The organism is Blautia sp. RTP21359st1_E11_RTP21359_211015, from assembly GCF_040910705.1.
Taxonomy (GTDB): Bacteria; Bacillota; Clostridia; order Lachnospirales; family Lachnospiraceae; genus Blautia_A; species Blautia_A fusiformis.
The window spans coordinates 1-18,326 of sequence record NZ_JBDGAB010000043.1; the positions used below are offsets into that span (position 1 = coordinate 1).

Sequence of the window (18,326 nt, forward strand, 5' to 3'; positions counted from 1 at the left end):
GGAAGCTCCAATTTAGCGCTTCCAGCTCAATCATTATCATAGAAGATTATTATTTACAGACTTTTCTTCATAGTCTCCGTGAGGCTTCCTGGGTATTTTGAATATTATGATTAATTTGTATCATTTCTCATCATATATTCTTGATAAATTTTATCTTTTACATATTATCTATAAATTCTATTCTTTTTTTATAATCATCAAACTTTCCTATTATTTTACAAGGGACTCCACCTACTATAACACCATCAGGAATTGATTTATTCACCAAACTCCCAGCTCCAATAATAACGTTATTACCAATTTTGACATCATATAAAATTGTACTATTAGTCCCGACAAAAACATTATCTCCTATTTTAATCTCGCCATATCTCATTTTATATTTCTTATTATCCATATTTTGAAACATATAAGCTGTAACATCGTGGTTTACAAATGTAACACCACTTGCTATATGAACATTATTTCCAAATGAAATTAAATACGGTTCTGATCCAAAATTCCAAGGTTGAAAGAAACAATTCTCACCTTGCTTTTTAAAATATTCCCATTTTTTTAATAATTTTGCTCTGGCATATCCCCCTTTACAACATACTATATACAACATCTTTAAGTATCTTATCAATCTTTTCACTTTTTCTTCTCCATAACATATTTTTTCTTTGTAAATATATTCTTAATAAAATAAATTTCTTCTTTATGATACAACACTATAATCAAAACAACTATCAAGCTTTCCATCCAGATATATTTATTTTCTTCATACGCTAAAATCATTTCTATACTTACCAAAGAATAAGCTATTATTTCCTTTGAAATTTTGTTCTTGAATTTAACATATTTCTTCAACTCTAAATATCTTCCTATCCAACAGACGAAAAAGCTGAACATAGTTGCTACCGCAGCACCATATCCTTCATATAAAGGAATTAATATAATATTAAGAATAACATTTACAAACGCTCCTAAAATTGCTGTAAAAGAAATTATAGTTGTTTTATTAATTGCTGTAAGTATACTTTGACACGTTCCAGAAATTGCTGACATCAAAAACGCAATTAAAAGTGGAGGAACAAATTTCCATGCTATATAAAAATCTTTTGCAAACAGCAATTTTGATAAAAACGGATTTAATAAAATTAATACAGCACATCCTACAGTCATGACATAACTTATCAAAGAATAACTTTTTCCTAAAAATCCATCTGTATCATCTGTGTCAATTTCTTTTATCGCTGATATCGTAAATGCTTTTGATATTACCGTTCCCAGTACAGATAAAATCGTTGGAATCTTATATGCAACAGAATAAATTCCAACCACAGATAAACCACACATATATGTCAATATATATTTATCTGAAGCGTTATTTATCCACCAAGATAATGAACTTGCGATTAATGGAGCACTAAACATAAACATTTCTTTTTCCAGTTTTTATCTCTATGTCTAAAATCAATATATTTATGTAAGCCAGCTCCAAAAAACACAATTAATATGTTAACACAATATCCTAGTAAAATAGAAAACAAGTATCCCTTAAGTCCACTTTTTAATACAAGCAAAAATAACAAATTTGATACTATAGTTGTCATTGTTTGTGCTACACTGGAAACTGTTAAAATTACTATTTGATTTATTCCTCTGCAAAAATAAGAAATCATTTCAACTAAAGCAGATACTAAATAATTTGAGACTAAAAACAAAATATAAAAATAATCTAATTTTAATATTCCAATAGTTTTTAACAGTGTACATCCGATAGATAATATAAGAAAACCTATGCATGTAATTTTAATTCCTACTGTAAACACAATTTTTTTATCATGCTGATTATCCAATGTAAATTTCATTACTGCATCTTGAACCACTAAAGTTAAAATCGGTACACATAATGAAACTGTATTAATCAATAAATCCGCTGTCCCATATTCTGTAGTTGATAAACAATTTGTGTATAATGGAACCAAAAAAAAAGAAATTGTTTTAGGAAGAAAACTAGCTAAAAAAAACAGTATCAGATTTTTTAATAAATATATATTTTTTTCTTTCATACGTTTCTTCCTCTTTTAGCATACGTTTTTTTCTTATTTTTATAAATCATACTAGAGAACAAATAAACAAAAATAAGCGTCAACCATACATTAACGGATAACAGATCTGAAAAAAAGGCGTCAAACGATCCCCTTGGAGCAAAAAACAATGATTTCATCATGATAATAATAATTGTATTAATCCAAACTTTATCTTTTTTAAGTTTAAAAAATTTACGTAAAAAAACACCATAAAATATATTTGCAATGAATACTCCCATATATCCAAAAGAATACATAATTTCAGCTATATATGAAGATCCCATACCATTACCGTTCAAGTATTGTTTTCCCATTACTAAATATGACAAAGCATGTGCAAATGAAAATCCATTCATAGCATTTTCAACTGTATTTCCACCATATACCGCGATATTTAATATTCTTCCTATTGGACTCCTTGCAAGTACAGATAAGGTCGATCCTATAAAATACAATTTTCCCTTTGGCAAATTTGCTCCATATTCAATATATCTCTTTATAACATTAATACTCACACCTTGTTGATATATAAAATCAAGCAAATATCCGTTAGTTTTTTGATAAGATTCTGTTCCATATCTGGAAGTTCCAATAATATTGGCAACAATAATAATGCCTAATGCGCCTATCCCTATAATCAATATTGTTTTTTTATCAATCCATCTTTCTTTCTGATTATCTGTATTTTCATTTCGTAATGCATAATATACAACAAGCAATAGCAATCCACCAATACATTCAAATCGTCTTCCTGTTGCAAGAGTTGATAAAAGATATATTATGTATAAAACTATATTACATTGACATTCTTTTTTGGATGGTAGTGTTCCTAAATATGTAAACATTAATATAGGTGATAACTCGGCTAATTTTTGTATAATATATGGTAAGTTACTCGAAAAGGACGTATACATTGATAAATATCCTGCATATGAAACATAAATCGCGGACTCTAAAACTTTCAATATTGCAAAGATATATGTAATCCGAAAAAGTATACTACTAACCTTTCTAATATACGGAACTAGCAACGTTTGCTCATTGTTCTGTTTCTTTTTGATTCTAATTTTCATTTTGGAGTTCTTTATATATCCGCTTATAATATATCCCCCAAACAGACCCATTAAGCTTAATAGAAGCGTTATTTCTGTTTTTTTTTGAACACTGTCAGGAAAATCTGTTTCTATTTTATGCAATCCAAAGATTTCCAACATTTGTCTTCCCATAAGAAATATAAAAAAAGTTACTAAAAAGCCAAAAAAAACACTTCGTTCATTAAATTTTGAAACTGCATAAACGATCAAATCAATCCATAATAACATTGCAATTCCAAATAGCATATCTATATTAAAAATCAAAAAAAACACTATACATAAACAATTAAAAAAAACTAACAAAAGATACCTAACATTTCTACTCATGCTTTTTTCTCCTAAATTTCCAATTTAGTTTTCAATTGTTTAACAGCATTATCAACACTAAATTCTGTTCTTCGTTCTTTTACTTTCAATAAATATTTTTGATAAAATTCTTTATTGGTTACCATTTTTTTTATCCCATTTATTATTGAAATATCATCATTTTTTACAATTAATCCATATTCAGAATCACCTAAAATATCTTTCATTCCTGAACATTCTGTTGTAATAACCGGAACTCCCAAAATTACCGCTTCGCATACAACACTACTATATCCTTCTGCATATGAAACACACGCCAACATATCTGCTTCTTTAATCCACGGATAAGGATTCTCTATATATCCTTTCAATATAATCCTATCTTCTAAATCATTCTCTGTAATTTTTTGTTTTAAATCTGCATAAGAAGGTCCATCACCTAAAATGTAATGTACACATTTTACGCCTTCATTTTTTAATGCTCTATGCACTTTAATAAGCCGTTCATATCCTTTTATAGGTTTTATAGAACCAACAGATACTATATGAAATTGATGATCACCATAAATATTTTTCTCTTTATCAGCACATATGTTTATTTTCTTATCATTCAATATATTTTGCACATATGTTGCTGGCTTATTGTATTTTTTTTCAAATATATCTCTTGTATCTGAAGAAACAGCAAATATTTTATCAATATTCGAATATGCTCTTTTTTCTTCTTTTACACTTCTATAACTTCTTTGTGACCATCTGTACTTTTCCATATCTGTATGTATCCATGCATATGTTTTTGTCTTTTTATTATGACATCCTGATATAACTTTTGTTGATGCACCCTCCATAAATGCAATTTCATAATCATATTTTTCTTTTATAATCAATTTATGAAGAATAGATGCAGGCATCCATTTTATTATTCTTCTATAAAAGATATTATTATTCATAAATGTATTAACTTTTACTTTTTCATCAAGATTCAACTTTTGTTCTTTTTGAAGTAACTGAACTGTAATGTCCAAATTCGAATCTTTTACTAATTCATTTACAGTATTGCACATAATTATTTCAGCACCACCAGGTTTTAATGAATCAATACAAAATAATATTTTTTTCAAAAATCTTGCTCCTTATTATACATAATAAACATATTTTTTTTCAATATACTGTTTCATTGCATTACTTTTAAAAATTTTCGCTGTAACTCCCATGGGAAAATAAGACATCAAAGAAATTAACTTAAATACTTTTGTTGTATTTCTATTCCAGAAAATTCTTCTGTTTTTTCTTATATCTAAATATATTTTTTTCCCTAACAAATAATTTTTTTTAAGCTGTTCTTCTGTACTATACAAAAAATACTCTCTCAATAGGCTACATTCGACTTCCATAATTCTTTTATATAAAACTTCATCATATTCAGAAGTATTTTTCTTTATATTTGCTTCCATTTCTTTAACAGCTTCTAACCATTCTATCTTCTGTTCAGAAAATCCAGATCTTGCAATGCTCCCTTTTCTTTGCCTGTAATGATACATGCTATCTGGTAACAGACATACCATTTTTGATTTCTGTATGATTTTATATGTCGTCCGTATATCTTCATACACTTTTCCGACAGGATATTCTACATTATCCCACAAAAATCTTTTATATAATTTAGTCCCTGCATGATCTTTAATTACTCGCCCTTTGATCAACTCTTCAAGTGCAGATTCTGTATCATATACTCTTTCTCCAAAATTACACTCAGAAATCGTCTTATCTTTGTACTCTCTAAAAAATCCGCATATACATATATCTGCTCCGAATTTTTCACATTCATTGTACATTTTTTCATACATGTTTTTTTCTATCCAATCATCACTATCCACAAATGCTATATATTTACCCGTAGCAACAGTGATTCCTGCATTTCTTGAATCGGATAATCCACCATTTTTCTTGTGTATAACTTTTATTCTTTTATCTTTTCTTGCATAATCATCACATATTTTTCCGCTTTTATCCTTACTCCCATCATCAACGAGTATGATTTCTAAATTTTTATAACTTTGCTCTATAATACTTTTAATACATTGATGGATATATGCTTCAACATTATAAACCGGCACAATTATACTAATTAATTCTTCATTCATTCTATTTTATTTACTCCCACAAAATATAAGTTAAGAAATTATATTTTTTGTAATTTGTCTACAAAAGTTGTGTAGTTTTTTTTCGCATTATATTTTTCTTTCCAAGACTCATATGCACATTCTCTCAATTTTAAAATTTGCTCATTATTCAAATTACAATAATTTCTTATGATATTTACTAACTGTTCTTCTTTAAAATCTTTTTTCAGCAACCATCCATTATATCCATCTATAACTATCTCTTTAGTTCCGCCTACATCTGTAGCAATACAGGGAATTCCAAATGATAAAGCTTCCATGATAGATACTGGAATTCCTTCTGATAAACTAACATTCAAAAAAAGATCAAATTGATTATTTTTATATACTTCCAATAAGTCACTATTCTTGACATTTCCACGGAAATCAATTTTAATATTCTCGGGCAATTCTCTTGACATTTCTTTTATTTGATTCATCATAATCCCATCACCAAAATGAGTCCATTTAATATTGATATCCAAAATATGCTGTAATGTTTCCACTATTAAATCTAATCTTTTAACTGGTACTACGTTAGAACAACTGACAATTCTTAATTCATCCTCTTTATTATATTTCTTTTGTCCGCATCCTAACGTTCCTAGAAATCTTGTTTTAATCTTATTTTTGTATTTAGGAAATCTACTTTGCAGATAGCAAGTGCCATCTTCTGAGCATGGATAAACAGCATCTAAGTTCTTTATCAATAACTCCCTACATGGTATATATTTATTTTTTCTAAATTCTTCATATAAATCGTAGCGATGTGCACGTGATATAATTTTATTATCTGTTTTAAGTTCTTTTCTCAAAAGCATAGCAACATATGGTTGATACTCAAATCTGTACGAATAGAAAATTGCATTTTTCAATTTCTGTAATTCTACACTTTTTTTGATTTTTCTCATTTCATAATTCGATCTGCTTAAATAAATAAACAAATCTATTATACGTCCTATTTTTAATTGACCTTTCTTTCCTAACAAAAACAATTCTTTATACAAATTCACATCGCCTAATACACGAACACAATTCAATAAATATTTCCATTTTGGTGCATACCAGATTGGTATAACTTCAAAATTTTCTGGAAGTGATCTTTTTGTTTTTGCATGTTCTTTTCTTAATTGAAGTGAAAAAATATATACTTTATCGAACTCTGAATAAAATTTCACTTCTGTTTCAAGATATGCTTCCCAACTGCCATATGGAAACTCATTTGCAAATATGCACAATGTTTTCATAATATCTAACTTTTCAAACTCCCTGTATTTGATACATAATTTTATAAATACTCTATTTTAATTTCATTTCAATATTTTTCAGTATACTATTCAATGTAATTTCACACTCTTCATGATTATTACCCTGTACTATCACTTGGCCTATACAATCATTAGAATTTTCAAATACTCTTATGTTGTCCCCTTCATGTTTAAAAAATGTTATTTCTAAAACATCTTCACTGTCATTATTATTTGATTTTATATAGTCAAGAATACCTCCCTGATGTGTTTCCAAAATCATCTTTGCAAGTCCGGCTTTTGTAGTCTCACGTTTCTTTTCCCAATACTCCAACGGATTTTCTCCAACAGCCATTGCTGCGATCATTTTGTAATATTCGATTCCAAAGTTGATTTCCACAAGCTCTGGAAGGCAGTTTGCACCTACACGTCCGGTAAGCTCAATGACATACACTTTATTATCCCGGAGGATCAGATCCACATTTACTGCACAGTTATTTAATCCCAATGCCTTGATTGCGCTTTTTACTGCTATTTCTGTCTGTTTGTGAACATCTTCATCACAGTCAAGCGGAACATAATGGCCTACCGGTACTGCCGTATGGCTCATATAAGTTTCGTCACCATGTGGCATAACAAAAAGTACCTCATTGTTATATACAAATGCCTGCGCACCAAATTCCCATCCTTCTATGAACTCTTCTACAATACAGTACGATCTTTTTGTTAATCCCATTGCTGCATGAAATCCGTCATAGGCATCTTTTTCTGTTTTTGCTATGTAAATTCCATTACTTCCCTGTAAATCCGTTGCTTTAATGATCACTGGTAATTTAATTTTATCCAATGCATTTTTTAATTCCTCTTCACTGGAAATTTCAAAATACTGTGCTGTACTTACACCGTATTCCATAAATGCTTTTTTCATTTTTGACTTATCATTACACATGATGGCTGCTTTTTCCGGAAGTCCTGTTAATCCTAAAGAATCACAGGTTTTTCCAAGAGCTGAAATCCCTGTATCCAGACAGCAAGTAGCCACTCCGTCCAATTTAAGCTTCGCTGCTTTTTTAGCAACCTCATCAGGATTTGCGATATTCATAAAGCACACTTCATCTGCCAGAGGAATTCCTGGAGGATTATTATCAGGCATGGTTCCTGCAATTGTTGTGATTCCCATCTCTTTTGCTGCTTTATATAGTCCGATCTGTCCTCTTCCAGCACCTAATACTAAAAGTCTTTTTCCTTCAACACCCATTTTTTCTTCTCCCTTCTAATTTGTATAAACATTTTTTCTGCATACTACAGTTTCAATTGTTTTAAAGAAAATCTTCAAATCTCCCAGAAATGTTACTTTTTGTGCATATTTTGCATCCAAAGCCAGTTTGTCCTCCTGCGAAATATTATTTCGATAATAGGCCTGTGTATACCCTGTAATGCCTGGTTTTACTTTTAAACGATCTTTTCTTTTCTGGTCATACTCAGACAATGGTCTGTCTGTTGTTACTGGCCTTGGTCCGATCCAGCTCATGTCTCCTTTCAGAATATTAAATACCTGCGGTAGCTCATCAACTGAAATTTTTCTCATCAGCTTTCCGATTTTTGTTACTCTTGGATCATCTGCACTGTTAAAAGTTGAATTATCCTTATTTCTAATATCTGGCGCATTTACCTTCATGGAACGAAGCTTATACATATTAAAGATTGTCCCGTCTTTTCCCCTTCTCTTTGCCAGATAAAAAATTGTTCCTCTGTCCTCCAGCCAGATCAGTGCCCCAAAAATAATACAGACTACTAATACGATTGGCAGTGCAATGACTGCAAATATAACATCCAAACATCTTTTTATGTATCTTTCATACATGAATTTATACTTCCCTTACTCCATTTCTATTTCTATTAAATCCAGTGCTTTTTCACATATTTCTACAGCCTCTTCAGCTGTATCTGCCTGAGCGATTACAAAGCCGCTGCGATCTCCACTACTCTTTATGCCATTCATTTTTTCCCCGATCCCATGTACAACATAAATCTGTTTTACACCTGGAATCTTTCTGGCTTCTTCAAGTCCCCTGATATCTCTGATGAAACCTTGCTCAACTCTAAAATATCTTATAGCAGATGCTTTATGAAATTTAGGCTCTAAGTCTGCAGTTTCACCAAGTGCAATTCGTATACAACTTTCAACCATATCTACACCTGTGGAAAGAGGCGTAAGATAAGTCGTAATATTATCTCCTCCCAGCCGCGCTCCAAGCTCTACAACTTTAGGTCCATCCTTCGTTATTTTGATTTCTGTATGGGATGGTCCATTTGAAATACCAATTGCGTGATTCGCTGCAATAGCCACCTCCGCTATCTGCTTTTTTATTTCTTCTGTATGACCTGATGGCTGTGAATGTCCCATTTCTACAAAATATGGTGCATCTGTTGTCAGCTTATCTGTAATCTGAATAACATGGCATACGCCGTTGACACTTAAAGTTTCTACACTTACCTCTGATCCTTCCATATACTCTTCAACCATGAGATCTCCGGACCTTGAAGATTCCTTACTGTAGTTATAAGCCTTTTCCACAGTTTCACTGTCATAATCTTTAAGCAGATCGATTCCCCTGCTTCCCGAATTATCTGCCGGTTTTATAATACATCGATAACCTGCTTCTTTTATTTTTCCTACTGCTTCCAGATATTCTTCTTTAGTAGATACTTTGTAAAATACAGGAATTGGAACACCTGCTTTTTTCAGTGCCTTCCGCATTTCTGCTTTATTTGTTGCTTTCACAGCTGTATCTGCACTGATTCCAATCAAATTCATTTCCTTTGCCACTGCCGCTACTGCTCTCATTGGCATATCCGTAGCAAGTGTCATGATTCCATCAATAGCATGTCTTTTTGCGGCTTTCACTATCTCAGGTATATCAATCGTGCTTATGATTTCTTTTTCGATTCCTTCTGTCTGAAAGCCTACTGCGTCCGGATTCATATCGACAACTACAACTTCCAGACCCATTTCCTTTGCCTTTTTTATCGCTGGAAGCTGTAATATACTTGCTCCCAAAATCATGATTTTTTTCATTTAATATATTCCTTCACAATCCCACAAAACATCTCACACACATACTCCACTTCCTCATCCGTCAACTTCGTATGCAACGGCAATGTGATCTCATTTTCAAATCGCTTATAAGCATTCGAGTAATCCTTGATATCAAATCCCATATTTTTATAAGCAGTCATCATTGGCAGTGGTTTGTAATGTACGTTGCAGGCAACCCCTTTTTCTGCCATTTTGACGATGATCTCGTGTCTCTGCTCCAGATTGATTCCCGGGATTCTGGTGATGTACAGGTGTCCGGAGGACTGATGCTCTTCGTTGTAATGATCCAGTACTTCGATGCCAAGTGGTTTAAATGCTGCATCATATCTGCTGATGATCTCTTTTCTTCGTGCAAGGAGACCTTTATACCGTTTCATCTGCGCCAGTCCGATTCCGGCAACTACATCGGTCATATTGCATTTAAACCAAGGTCCGATGATGTCATACTCCCAGGCGCCAAGCTGTGTTTTGGCAAGGGCATCCTTTGACTGACCATGAAGTGATAACAGCTGGTACTGATGATAGATTTCTTCATTATCAATTCCTTTGATATCTCTCCATGCCACAGCGCCGCCTTCCGCTGTCGTAAAGTTTTTCACTGCATGGAAGCTGAAGTTTGAAAAATCCGCAATGCTGCCCACTGGTTTTCCATGCCAGGTCGCACCAAATGCATGGGCTGCATCTGCCATTACGATAACTCTTCCGATTGCTTCCTGAAGCTTATTGGCTGGATGGAAAAGCTTCTTTTTCTCTTCTACGATAGAGAAGATCCTGTCATAGTCGCATGGCACTCCGCCAAGATCCACCGGAATGATCACTTTTGTTTTTTCTGTAATAGCTTCTGCCAGCTTGTTATAATCCATTTCCAGAGAATCTTCCTGTGTATCAATAAGAACCAGCTTTGCCCCGACATGACACACCACCGATGCACTTGCGGTATAGGTATAAGCGCAAGTAATCACTTCATCGCCTTCGTGAATTCCCAGAAGACGAAGTGTCATTTCCGCACATGCAGTCTGCGAATTCAGGCATACAGCTCTATTGGTACCGTATAAATCCGCAACTTCTCTTTCCAGTTCTTTTGTTTTCGGGCCTGTTGTGATCCATCCGGATCTTAAAGCCTCTGCTACCTGTTCGATTTCTGCCTCTGTAATATCTGGCGGTGAAAATGGGATTTTCATTTTTTCAACACTCCTTCGTTTTCGTATATATATAAATTATTGATCAGTTATCAATTCTTCTCCGCAGCCACAGCCGCCTCACTCATCAGCTCCTCATACACCTTCTTATGCAGCTTCAGGTCGGAATCCGCAGAGTGATAGGTCGGTACGATCGCGGCTACGATGTCTCGGATCTTTTCGCTGTTGGCGTAGCCATATGCTGCCAGGACTTCCAGCTGTTTGAAGAATTCCTGTACGTCCATTTCGATGGGTTTGCCGATGTGGATGAGGTCGTTTGGAGTTTTCTCCATGCCTTCTTCGGCCATCAGCTTTTCTTCGTAGAGCTTTTCGCCTGGGCGGAGACCGGTGTAGGTGACTTTGATGTCTACGTCCGGGGTGTAGCCGGAAAGCTTGATCAGGTTTCGGGCAAGGGTGTCGATCTTTACCGGGGCTCCCATGTCCAGGACGAAGATCTCGCCGCCTTTGGCGTAGGTTCCTGCCTGGAGGACAAGGCTTACGGCCTCCGGAATGGTCATAAAGTAACGGATGATGTCCGGATGTGTGACGGTGACAGGACCGCCTTTTTCGATCTGGCGCTTGAACAGCGGGATCACGCTTCCGTTGCTGCCCAGAACGTTTCCGAATCGTACAGCTACGAATTCTGTGCCGGTTCCTGCTTTCGATGTATGGTTCTCACTTACATATGCCTGGCCTTCGTTGTCGTGAAGTGCATCCAGGGTTTCTTTTCTGTGTCCGCCAAGTCGTGGCAGCCAGTCGGTGTGTCCGTTGTGGCTAACCATGTTCATGCTCTGGACTACCATTTCGCAGAGTCGTTTGCTGGCGCCCATGATGTTGGTCGGGTTTACGGCCTTGTCGGTACTGATCAGCACAAATCGCTGGCAGCCGTTCATCATTGCCGCATATGCAGTCTTATAGGTTCCTACCACATTGTTCTTGATCGCCTCACATGGGCTGTTCTCCATCAGCGGCACGTGCTTATGTGCGGCTGCATGATATACGATTTCCGGCTTATAGGTTTCAAATACCCAGTTGATCCTTTTGCTGTCACGGACGGAGCCAATTAGTACCTTCAGGTTCAGGTTCGGATAACTGGCCTTCAGTTCCTGCTCAATGTCGTAAGCGTTATTTTCATAAATATCGAAGATCACCAGAAGCTCCGGCTCATGACCTGCGATCTGACGGCAGAGCTCGCTTCCGATGGAACCGCCGCCTCCTGTTACCAGGATCCTTTTGCCCTTCAGATACTGAAAGATCTCTGACATGTTGACTTTGATGGTGTCTCGTCCGAGAAGATCCTCCACTGCTACTTTTTTCATCTTGCTCAGGGATACTTCTCCGTTTACAAGCTGATATACACCAGGAAGCTGCTTCAGCTCGCAGCCGGTTTCCTTGCAAATGTTCAGGATATCCCGCTTCTGATGCGGTGTTGCCGTCGGGATCGCAAGAAGGATCTGATTGATATGATACTTGTCCACATTGAGAAAAATATCGTCTCTTCCGCCTACCACCGGAACGCCTTCCATGTATCTTCCCCATTTATTCGGATTGTCATCGATCAGGCAGCGTACTCTGGAATTGGTTTCCTTTGCATTCTGAAGCTCCCGGACAATGGTCCTTCCCGCTTCTCCTGCACCGATGATCATCACGTTTTTGCTCCGCTCCGCACGCTCGCTCTTTTCTCTGCGGTTCCGCTCAAGAAGTACAAAACGATAGGAGAAACGTACGCCTACAGTCAGGAAAAACTGCAACATGATACCGATCAGATAATAGGAAGCCGGCATCCGTCCCCAGAAGATCGTGATACCCACAATATGCAGAACGCCAGTGATCACAGTTGCTACCGTGATCTTGATCAGCTCATGGAAGCTTGCGAAACGCCATACACTGTTATACAGATGCATGCATCCGAACACTGCCAGGATGATAATGGTATAGATTGGTGCAAAACTCCTCCACGCGACAAAATAGTCTGTGGGGATCGAGGAATACCGAAAATCGAATCTCACCAGCAGCGCCATAAAATAAGAAAAATTAACAGCTATCATGTCATAGATGATCAGATATATCGCAATTACTTTCCAATGTTCTAACTTCTTCATACTTCCTCCGGTCTGTCTTACTGTTTCTGCATAATCCCTGATGTATTCTTCCTGCTCTTTGTCTTCTGTCTGCTTTTCCCTGGGACTTTGTTTTGCCAGCGCCAGAAGCAGGACCGAGAACGCAAGAAGTACTACGATCAGCATGATCAATAAAATCTGCATTTTTTACTTCCTCTTTTATATTTATAACTTATCTAATTTATTTTTATCCCCGGACTGCATCTTCGCAGCCCGGGTCATTATATTCGAATCTCAATATGTATGGATCATTTTGCGCCGCTTCCGCGGAAAACGACCATAACTGTCTTAAACAGGATCTCTATATCCAGCTTCAGACACCATTCGGCAATGTACTTTGTATCAAGCTCTACGACTTCCTCGAAATCCGTAATATCACTTCGACCGCTTACCTGCCACATACCGGTAAGTCCCGGCTTGATGGCCAGACGTTTGCGATGGTGAAGCTCATACTTCTCCCACTCATCCATTGTCGGCGGTCTGGTTCCTACAAGACTCATATCTCCTTTCAGAATATTCCAGAACTGTGGAAATTCATCCAGGGATGTCTTTCGGATAAAATGTCCTACTCCTTTGATGATTCGTGGATCATCATCCATTTTGAACATCATTCCATCTTTTATGTTATTCTGTTTCATCAGTTCTTTTTTGCGTTCTTCTGCATCCATATACATGGAGCGGAATTTATAGATCTTGAACGGACGACCGTTCTTTCCCATGCGGACCTGTGAGAAAAATGCAGGACCCGGAGATTTGATCTTGATGGCCGGAACCAGAAAGATCGCTGCGATTCCTGTAAAAAGACAACCTACCAGACCGCCTGCGATATCCATAGCTCGTTTCACAAACATCTGGCGCGGTGTCACAATGTGGATACTGCTGGAAAGCACAGTGTATCCGCCAAGCTCCTCCACCACCTGGTTCTTGCCAAGAGATTTCATAGTTGCCAGTCTCATATGGATGACAACTCCCATTGCAGAGCAATCCTTGATCATCTGCTCCGGGATCGGGATTTCCTTAGGCACTGCAAAAAATACTTCATCGATCCAGTTCTTATGGATATAGGAGATCATATCCTCACTCCCGGCTACTACCGGTACTCCACAGACGGATGCACCCTTCTTGTCACAATCCATAAAGACGATTCCTGCCAGATGATAGGTTCCGTAATTATTCTTGCGGATGGTTTCCACCACATTGTCTGCATTTTCACTGACTGTAACGATCAGCAGGGATCGCTTCTCGCTTTCTTCGTATCTGTGATCCTTCAGGAATTTCTTCAGTGCCTGTCTGCCGCAGTAGCTGAAGCAGGTATAAAGCACATAGGTGATCAGCAGGATCATTCTGGAATAATTGTTTCCAATTCTTAAAAGAAACATATATGCCAGGACCAGAAGGCAGACCAGTGTACACTGTTCAAAGGTTTTCTTCAGTTCCACCAGCATTCCTCTTCGCAGAACTCCGCTGAAGCTTTCATTAAAAAATGTGACCATCAGCTGGATAAGAAACATCACCACTGCCACATTTCGATACAGCTCTGTCTCGTATGGCTGACCGATCCCGTTTCGGATCCAGTATGCAAGTACAAACGCAAGCTGCAGACACAACATATCGCAAATCGCAAAATCTGCATGTTTTACCCAGCTGCTGTTTTCTTTTTGATACATATTCTTTTCTACGCCTTCCCTCGCTTACATTTTTTGTTGCTTTTATCCCCTCTCCGGTATCTCAGGCACCTAGAGAGGGGATGATATTTATTTCACGACAATGGTAAGTACGGCTCCGTTGGAGCTGTTTCCACTGTTGTCGACTACATAATATGTAAGCTCGTAAGTTCCCGGTGCAGCTGTATTTACATCACCGGTGATCTGGATCCTTTTGAAAAGATCACTGGTTGACTCTGTATCATCCTGGATATCCTTTACATAGCTTAATTTATCCAGCGTAGTTCCTACCGGTACCTCTACGTAATAGGTAGTCAGATACATCTTCGGATCCTGCGGAGAAAGCTGCTCAATCTTGTCTTCCTGTGTCTTCTGCGCCTGTTCCTCCGGAGTCAGTTCTCCTTCTGCGGAATCTCCGCTTTCAGCATCTGTGCTGTCTGCTTCTGTCCCATCCTGCATATCTGTCTCTTCTGCAGGCTCTGTGGTGTCTGTGGAATCTCCATCCTCTGTGAGACCGTCATTATCGATCAGTCCCAGCTGCGGATTTTCGGCACTGCCGTCCTGAGCTTCCATGGTAAATTCTTTTTTTGTTACATTGTTGTTTTTGTCCTTTGCAACAAAGATAACAGAAACCTGTTTTCCGTCATTCTTCGGATATATGGTTTCTACAGTAAGAGACTCTGTAACATCTCCATCTCTGTCATCCTGTGCCTTTACATCCTTCAGAAGATCCTCTTCTGTCATATCGGATGTATAATTCGTATCTTTTCCCTCTTCAAATGTGATCTTCGGTCCTTCATTATCCTCGGAGCTCTTCATGTATACTACACCGGCTCCCATACCAAGGCAGATGACCACTAATAAAAACACAAAAAATTTCTTCATATTTTTGCTGCTCCCGGCCTTTCCCAACACTTTGATCCGTTGTTGTTATTTTTATGCGTGACGTTTCTTTTTCTTTTTGGATTTCTTGCCCATTTTGGAAGAGTATGGGATTGTACCAAGTACGCTTAATCCAAGATATTTCTCTACGTCTTCCGGTGTCTTTACAGTATCGTTTGTCAGATATACGATGAGCACAACGGCTGCTGCCAGAAGGATACCCAGAAGTCCGCCGATCACACCGTTTTTCGGTACGCTTGGGCTTGACGGCTCATCCGGGATGTTTGCTGTCTCTACCACATTTACTGCCTTGATATCCATAACCTGCTGGATATGCTTGGAAGCAATATCTCTTACTGCGTTTGCGATCTGTGCCGCTGTATAAGGATCGGTATCTGTAACTGTGATGGATACTACTCGTGTATCCGTTGGTGTATCTACGGAAAGCTTCTTAAGAAGCTTCTCATGTGTCATATCCAGTTTCAGCTGTGCGATCACACCCTCAGTAACTGTACGGCTCTTGATCAGCTCCGCATAGTCCTTGGTCAGTGATGTACTTGTCTGGATATCCTGATTGGTCAGTGTGCTGCTGTCCTGCTTGGACAGTACCACGATCTTGGTTGTGGATTCATACTTCGGTGTGATCAGAAGCATGGTTCCCATAACAGCTGCCAGGCAGAAAACAATACCGGATAAAATGATAACACCCAGCTTGCTCAGTAACAGGTGAAATACCTCACCAAGATCGATCTCTACTTCGTCGTTGTTGTTAACAGTCTGATTTTCCATTTCTTTTCTCCATTACCCTGTGATTTTCCGGGGATTTTTGATAAAGATCTTCTTTACATATTCGCTCCCCATTGTTTTTTCCATTTTGGCGACACATTTGCCGATCTCCGGGATACGCTCCGTCTTACGGTGTCCGTCAGAACCGACAAAATCCAGAAGCCCATGCTTCATGACTTTCCGTGCAAAGGTTTTTGCCCCGAATCCGTCCTGACCGCTGATGGTATCTGCGTTGACCTGGATATGTGCTCCCATATCCTTCAGCTCTGTCAAAAATCCAATATCGTTCCGGGTAGCCTTATAACGTTCCACATGAGCGATGATCGGGATAAAACCATTCATCAGAAGACTTCTGATCCGTTCTTCAATATAATTTTTCTCATCTCCGTTGCTGAATTCCACAAGCACATATCTGGAACCTGCAAGGGTAAGCCGCCGTCCCTTCTTAAGGCATTCCACCATATCCATACTGGAATGGAGTTCACAGCCCAGATAAAGTCTCATGCCTTCATCACCAATATTCATGGCTGCTCTACGCAGCTGCATGAACTGTCTTGTCACAATGTTCATATGCGGCTCAAACATATCGTACCGGAAATGTGGTGTCAGGATCACATGACGTACGCCCTCCTGATACTCCTTGTTGAGCATCCAGAGTGATTCTTCCATGTTTCTTGCACCGTCATCCACCCCGGGGAGGATATGACAATGAATATCATAAAGTCCCTTCATTAAAATAACCCACTCATTTCTGTTGTCAATGTTTTTTTATTTACTGCTGCTCTCACCATAATCTCCGTAGGAACCATACTTACCGTACTTGCCGTATTTACCATACTTGCCATAGTGACCGTAATTGCCGGCCTTGCTGTAGTCCACCTTGTTCAGGATGGTTCCTAGGATCGGGCAGTTGCTCTTGGCAAGCTGATCTCTTACTTCCTGTACAAAACGGTAGCTGATGGTACCGGATTCAACGACGATTACAGATCCGTCGCAGGAATCTGCTATGATAGCACTGTCGATGATCAGTCCAAGCGGCGGTGTATCTACAATAACGTAATCATAAACATCTCTTACCACGCGGATCATATCCTTGAAGAGTCTGTTTCCGAGAAGCTCTGCCGGGTTCGGAGGTACGATACCGGAGAAGATAATATGGAACTTCGGAAGTGTAGTGGCACAGATCACGTCAGAAAGCTTGGCCTGCTTGGAAAGATAATGAGCAAGTCCCATTACCTCCTGGTCTACTGTCACACGTCCCATCAAAACGGATTTACGCAGATCGGCATCGATCAGAAGCACTGATTTGCCGCTCTCAGCAAGAGAGGCAGCAAGATTAAATGCCACACTGCTCTTTCCCTCATTAGGAGTACAGCTGGTAAGTGCGATCACTTTCTTATCTGCTCCGCAGAACTGGATATTTGTTCGCAGAGCTTTATAAGCCTCATCCATCTGGTGATCAGACTTCCAGTTGCTCAGTTTAACTTTAATCATAATTCCTTTTCACCTTTACCTTTTTGTTCTATCTGATGACAGTCTTGCCCTTTGGGCATGTCTATAGGTTATTATACAATCACATTTTCTAATACGCAAGTTCTTTATTCGACAGAAAAGCCGTTAAATATGTACAATTTGCCTAATTTTTATTATTTTTTATTCCCCGGCCCAGAAACAGGATAGATTATTTTTATTCCCTGTGTTAAAATAAACCC

The 18,326-nt window shown here is 37.6% G+C and carries 17 protein-coding genes; all 17 read right to left on the reverse strand.

All coding sequences use genetic code 11. From position 1 onward, the window contains the following. Nucleotides 1-157: 157 nt before the first annotated feature. The 17 genes from AB5026_RS13680 to AB5026_RS13760 all read right to left on the reverse strand — a co-directional run bounded on the left by AB5026_RS13680 (nucleotide 158) and on the right by AB5026_RS13760 (nucleotide 18,108). On the reverse strand, nucleotides 158-634 hold the full coding sequence (locus AB5026_RS13680; protein WP_368213497.1) for a DapH/DapD/GlmU-related protein: 477 nt from the start codon (nucleotides 632-634) through the stop codon (nucleotides 158-160). Then, nucleotides 631-1,422: a lipopolysaccharide biosynthesis protein gene (locus tag AB5026_RS13685; RefSeq protein ID WP_368213498.1), complete on the reverse strand. Its 792-nt coding sequence runs from the start codon at nucleotides 1,420-1,422 to the stop codon at nucleotides 631-633. The genes AB5026_RS13680 and AB5026_RS13685 overlap by 4 nt, the downstream gene beginning before the upstream one ends. After that, on the reverse strand, nucleotides 1,398-2,054 hold the full coding sequence (locus AB5026_RS13690) for a lipopolysaccharide biosynthesis protein (RefSeq protein WP_368213500.1): 657 nt from the start codon (nucleotides 2,052-2,054) through the stop codon (nucleotides 1,398-1,400). The genes AB5026_RS13685 and AB5026_RS13690 overlap by 25 nt, the downstream gene beginning before the upstream one ends. Next, nucleotides 2,051-3,496: an O-antigen polysaccharide polymerase Wzy family protein gene (locus AB5026_RS13695; protein ID WP_129975957.1), complete on the reverse strand. Its 1,446-nt coding sequence runs from the start codon at nucleotides 3,494-3,496 to the stop codon at nucleotides 2,051-2,053. The genes AB5026_RS13690 and AB5026_RS13695 overlap by 4 nt, the downstream gene beginning before the upstream one ends. 11 nt (nucleotides 3,497-3,507) lie before the next feature. After that, nucleotides 3,508-4,596 (reverse strand): glycosyltransferase, encoded by a 1,089-nt coding sequence (locus AB5026_RS13700; protein WP_129975960.1) that lies wholly within the window; start codon nucleotides 4,594-4,596, stop codon nucleotides 3,508-3,510. Between the two features lie 15 nt (nucleotides 4,597-4,611). Next, nucleotides 4,612-5,619, reverse strand: coding sequence for a glycosyltransferase family 2 protein (locus tag AB5026_RS13705; protein ID WP_129975962.1), 1,008 nt, complete (start codon nucleotides 5,617-5,619; stop codon nucleotides 4,612-4,614). Nucleotides 5,620-5,657: 38 nt separating this feature from the next. After that, nucleotides 5,658-6,884, reverse strand: a complete 1,227-nt coding sequence (locus AB5026_RS13710) for a glycosyltransferase (protein ID WP_278635599.1) — start codon at nucleotides 6,882-6,884, stop codon at nucleotides 5,658-5,660. Nucleotides 6,885-6,936: 52 nt separating this feature from the next. Beyond that, a complete protein-coding gene (locus AB5026_RS13715; protein WP_129976242.1) occupies nucleotides 6,937-8,142 on the reverse strand; it encodes an ATP-grasp domain-containing protein in 1,206 nt (401 codons plus the stop codon). A 15-nt stretch (nucleotides 8,143-8,157) separates the two neighbouring features. Continuing rightward, complete coding sequence (locus AB5026_RS13720) at nucleotides 8,158-8,748, reverse strand: sugar transferase (RefSeq protein WP_022426282.1); 591 nt, start codon at nucleotides 8,746-8,748, stop codon at nucleotides 8,158-8,160. Between the two features lie 15 nt (nucleotides 8,749-8,763). After that, nucleotides 8,764-9,963 (reverse strand): ATP-grasp domain-containing protein, encoded by a 1,200-nt coding sequence (locus AB5026_RS13725; protein ID WP_092069194.1) that lies wholly within the window; start codon nucleotides 9,961-9,963, stop codon nucleotides 8,764-8,766. Then, complete coding sequence (locus AB5026_RS13730; protein WP_129976244.1) at nucleotides 9,960-11,165, reverse strand: DegT/DnrJ/EryC1/StrS aminotransferase family protein; 1,206 nt, start codon at nucleotides 11,163-11,165, stop codon at nucleotides 9,960-9,962. The genes AB5026_RS13725 and AB5026_RS13730 overlap by 4 nt, the downstream gene beginning before the upstream one ends. Before the next feature lie 50 nt (nucleotides 11,166-11,215). Next, nucleotides 11,216-13,264, reverse strand: a complete 2,049-nt coding sequence (locus tag AB5026_RS13735; RefSeq protein ID WP_334295416.1) for a nucleoside-diphosphate sugar epimerase/dehydratase — start codon at nucleotides 13,262-13,264, stop codon at nucleotides 11,216-11,218. 266 nt (nucleotides 13,265-13,530) lie between these two features. After that, nucleotides 13,531-14,949, reverse strand: coding sequence for a sugar transferase (locus AB5026_RS13740; protein WP_129976130.1), 1,419 nt, complete (start codon nucleotides 14,947-14,949; stop codon nucleotides 13,531-13,533). Between the two features lie 87 nt (nucleotides 14,950-15,036). Further along, nucleotides 15,037-15,831, reverse strand: a complete 795-nt coding sequence (locus AB5026_RS13745) for an immunoglobulin-like domain-containing protein (protein WP_022426287.1) — start codon at nucleotides 15,829-15,831, stop codon at nucleotides 15,037-15,039. Between the two features lie 51 nt (nucleotides 15,832-15,882). After that, entirely contained in the window at nucleotides 15,883-16,617 is a 735-nt protein-coding gene (locus AB5026_RS13750) for a YveK family protein (RefSeq protein ID WP_279030639.1), read from the reverse strand. A 12-nt stretch (nucleotides 16,618-16,629) separates the two neighbouring features. Continuing rightward, nucleotides 16,630-17,346, reverse strand: a complete 717-nt coding sequence (locus AB5026_RS13755; protein WP_173722653.1) for a CpsB/CapC family capsule biosynthesis tyrosine phosphatase — start codon at nucleotides 17,344-17,346, stop codon at nucleotides 16,630-16,632. 36 nt (nucleotides 17,347-17,382) lie between these two features. Next, a complete protein-coding gene (locus AB5026_RS13760; RefSeq protein ID WP_015525686.1) occupies nucleotides 17,383-18,108 on the reverse strand; it encodes a polysaccharide biosynthesis tyrosine autokinase in 726 nt (241 codons plus the stop codon). Nucleotides 18,109-18,326 lie beyond the last annotated feature (218 nt).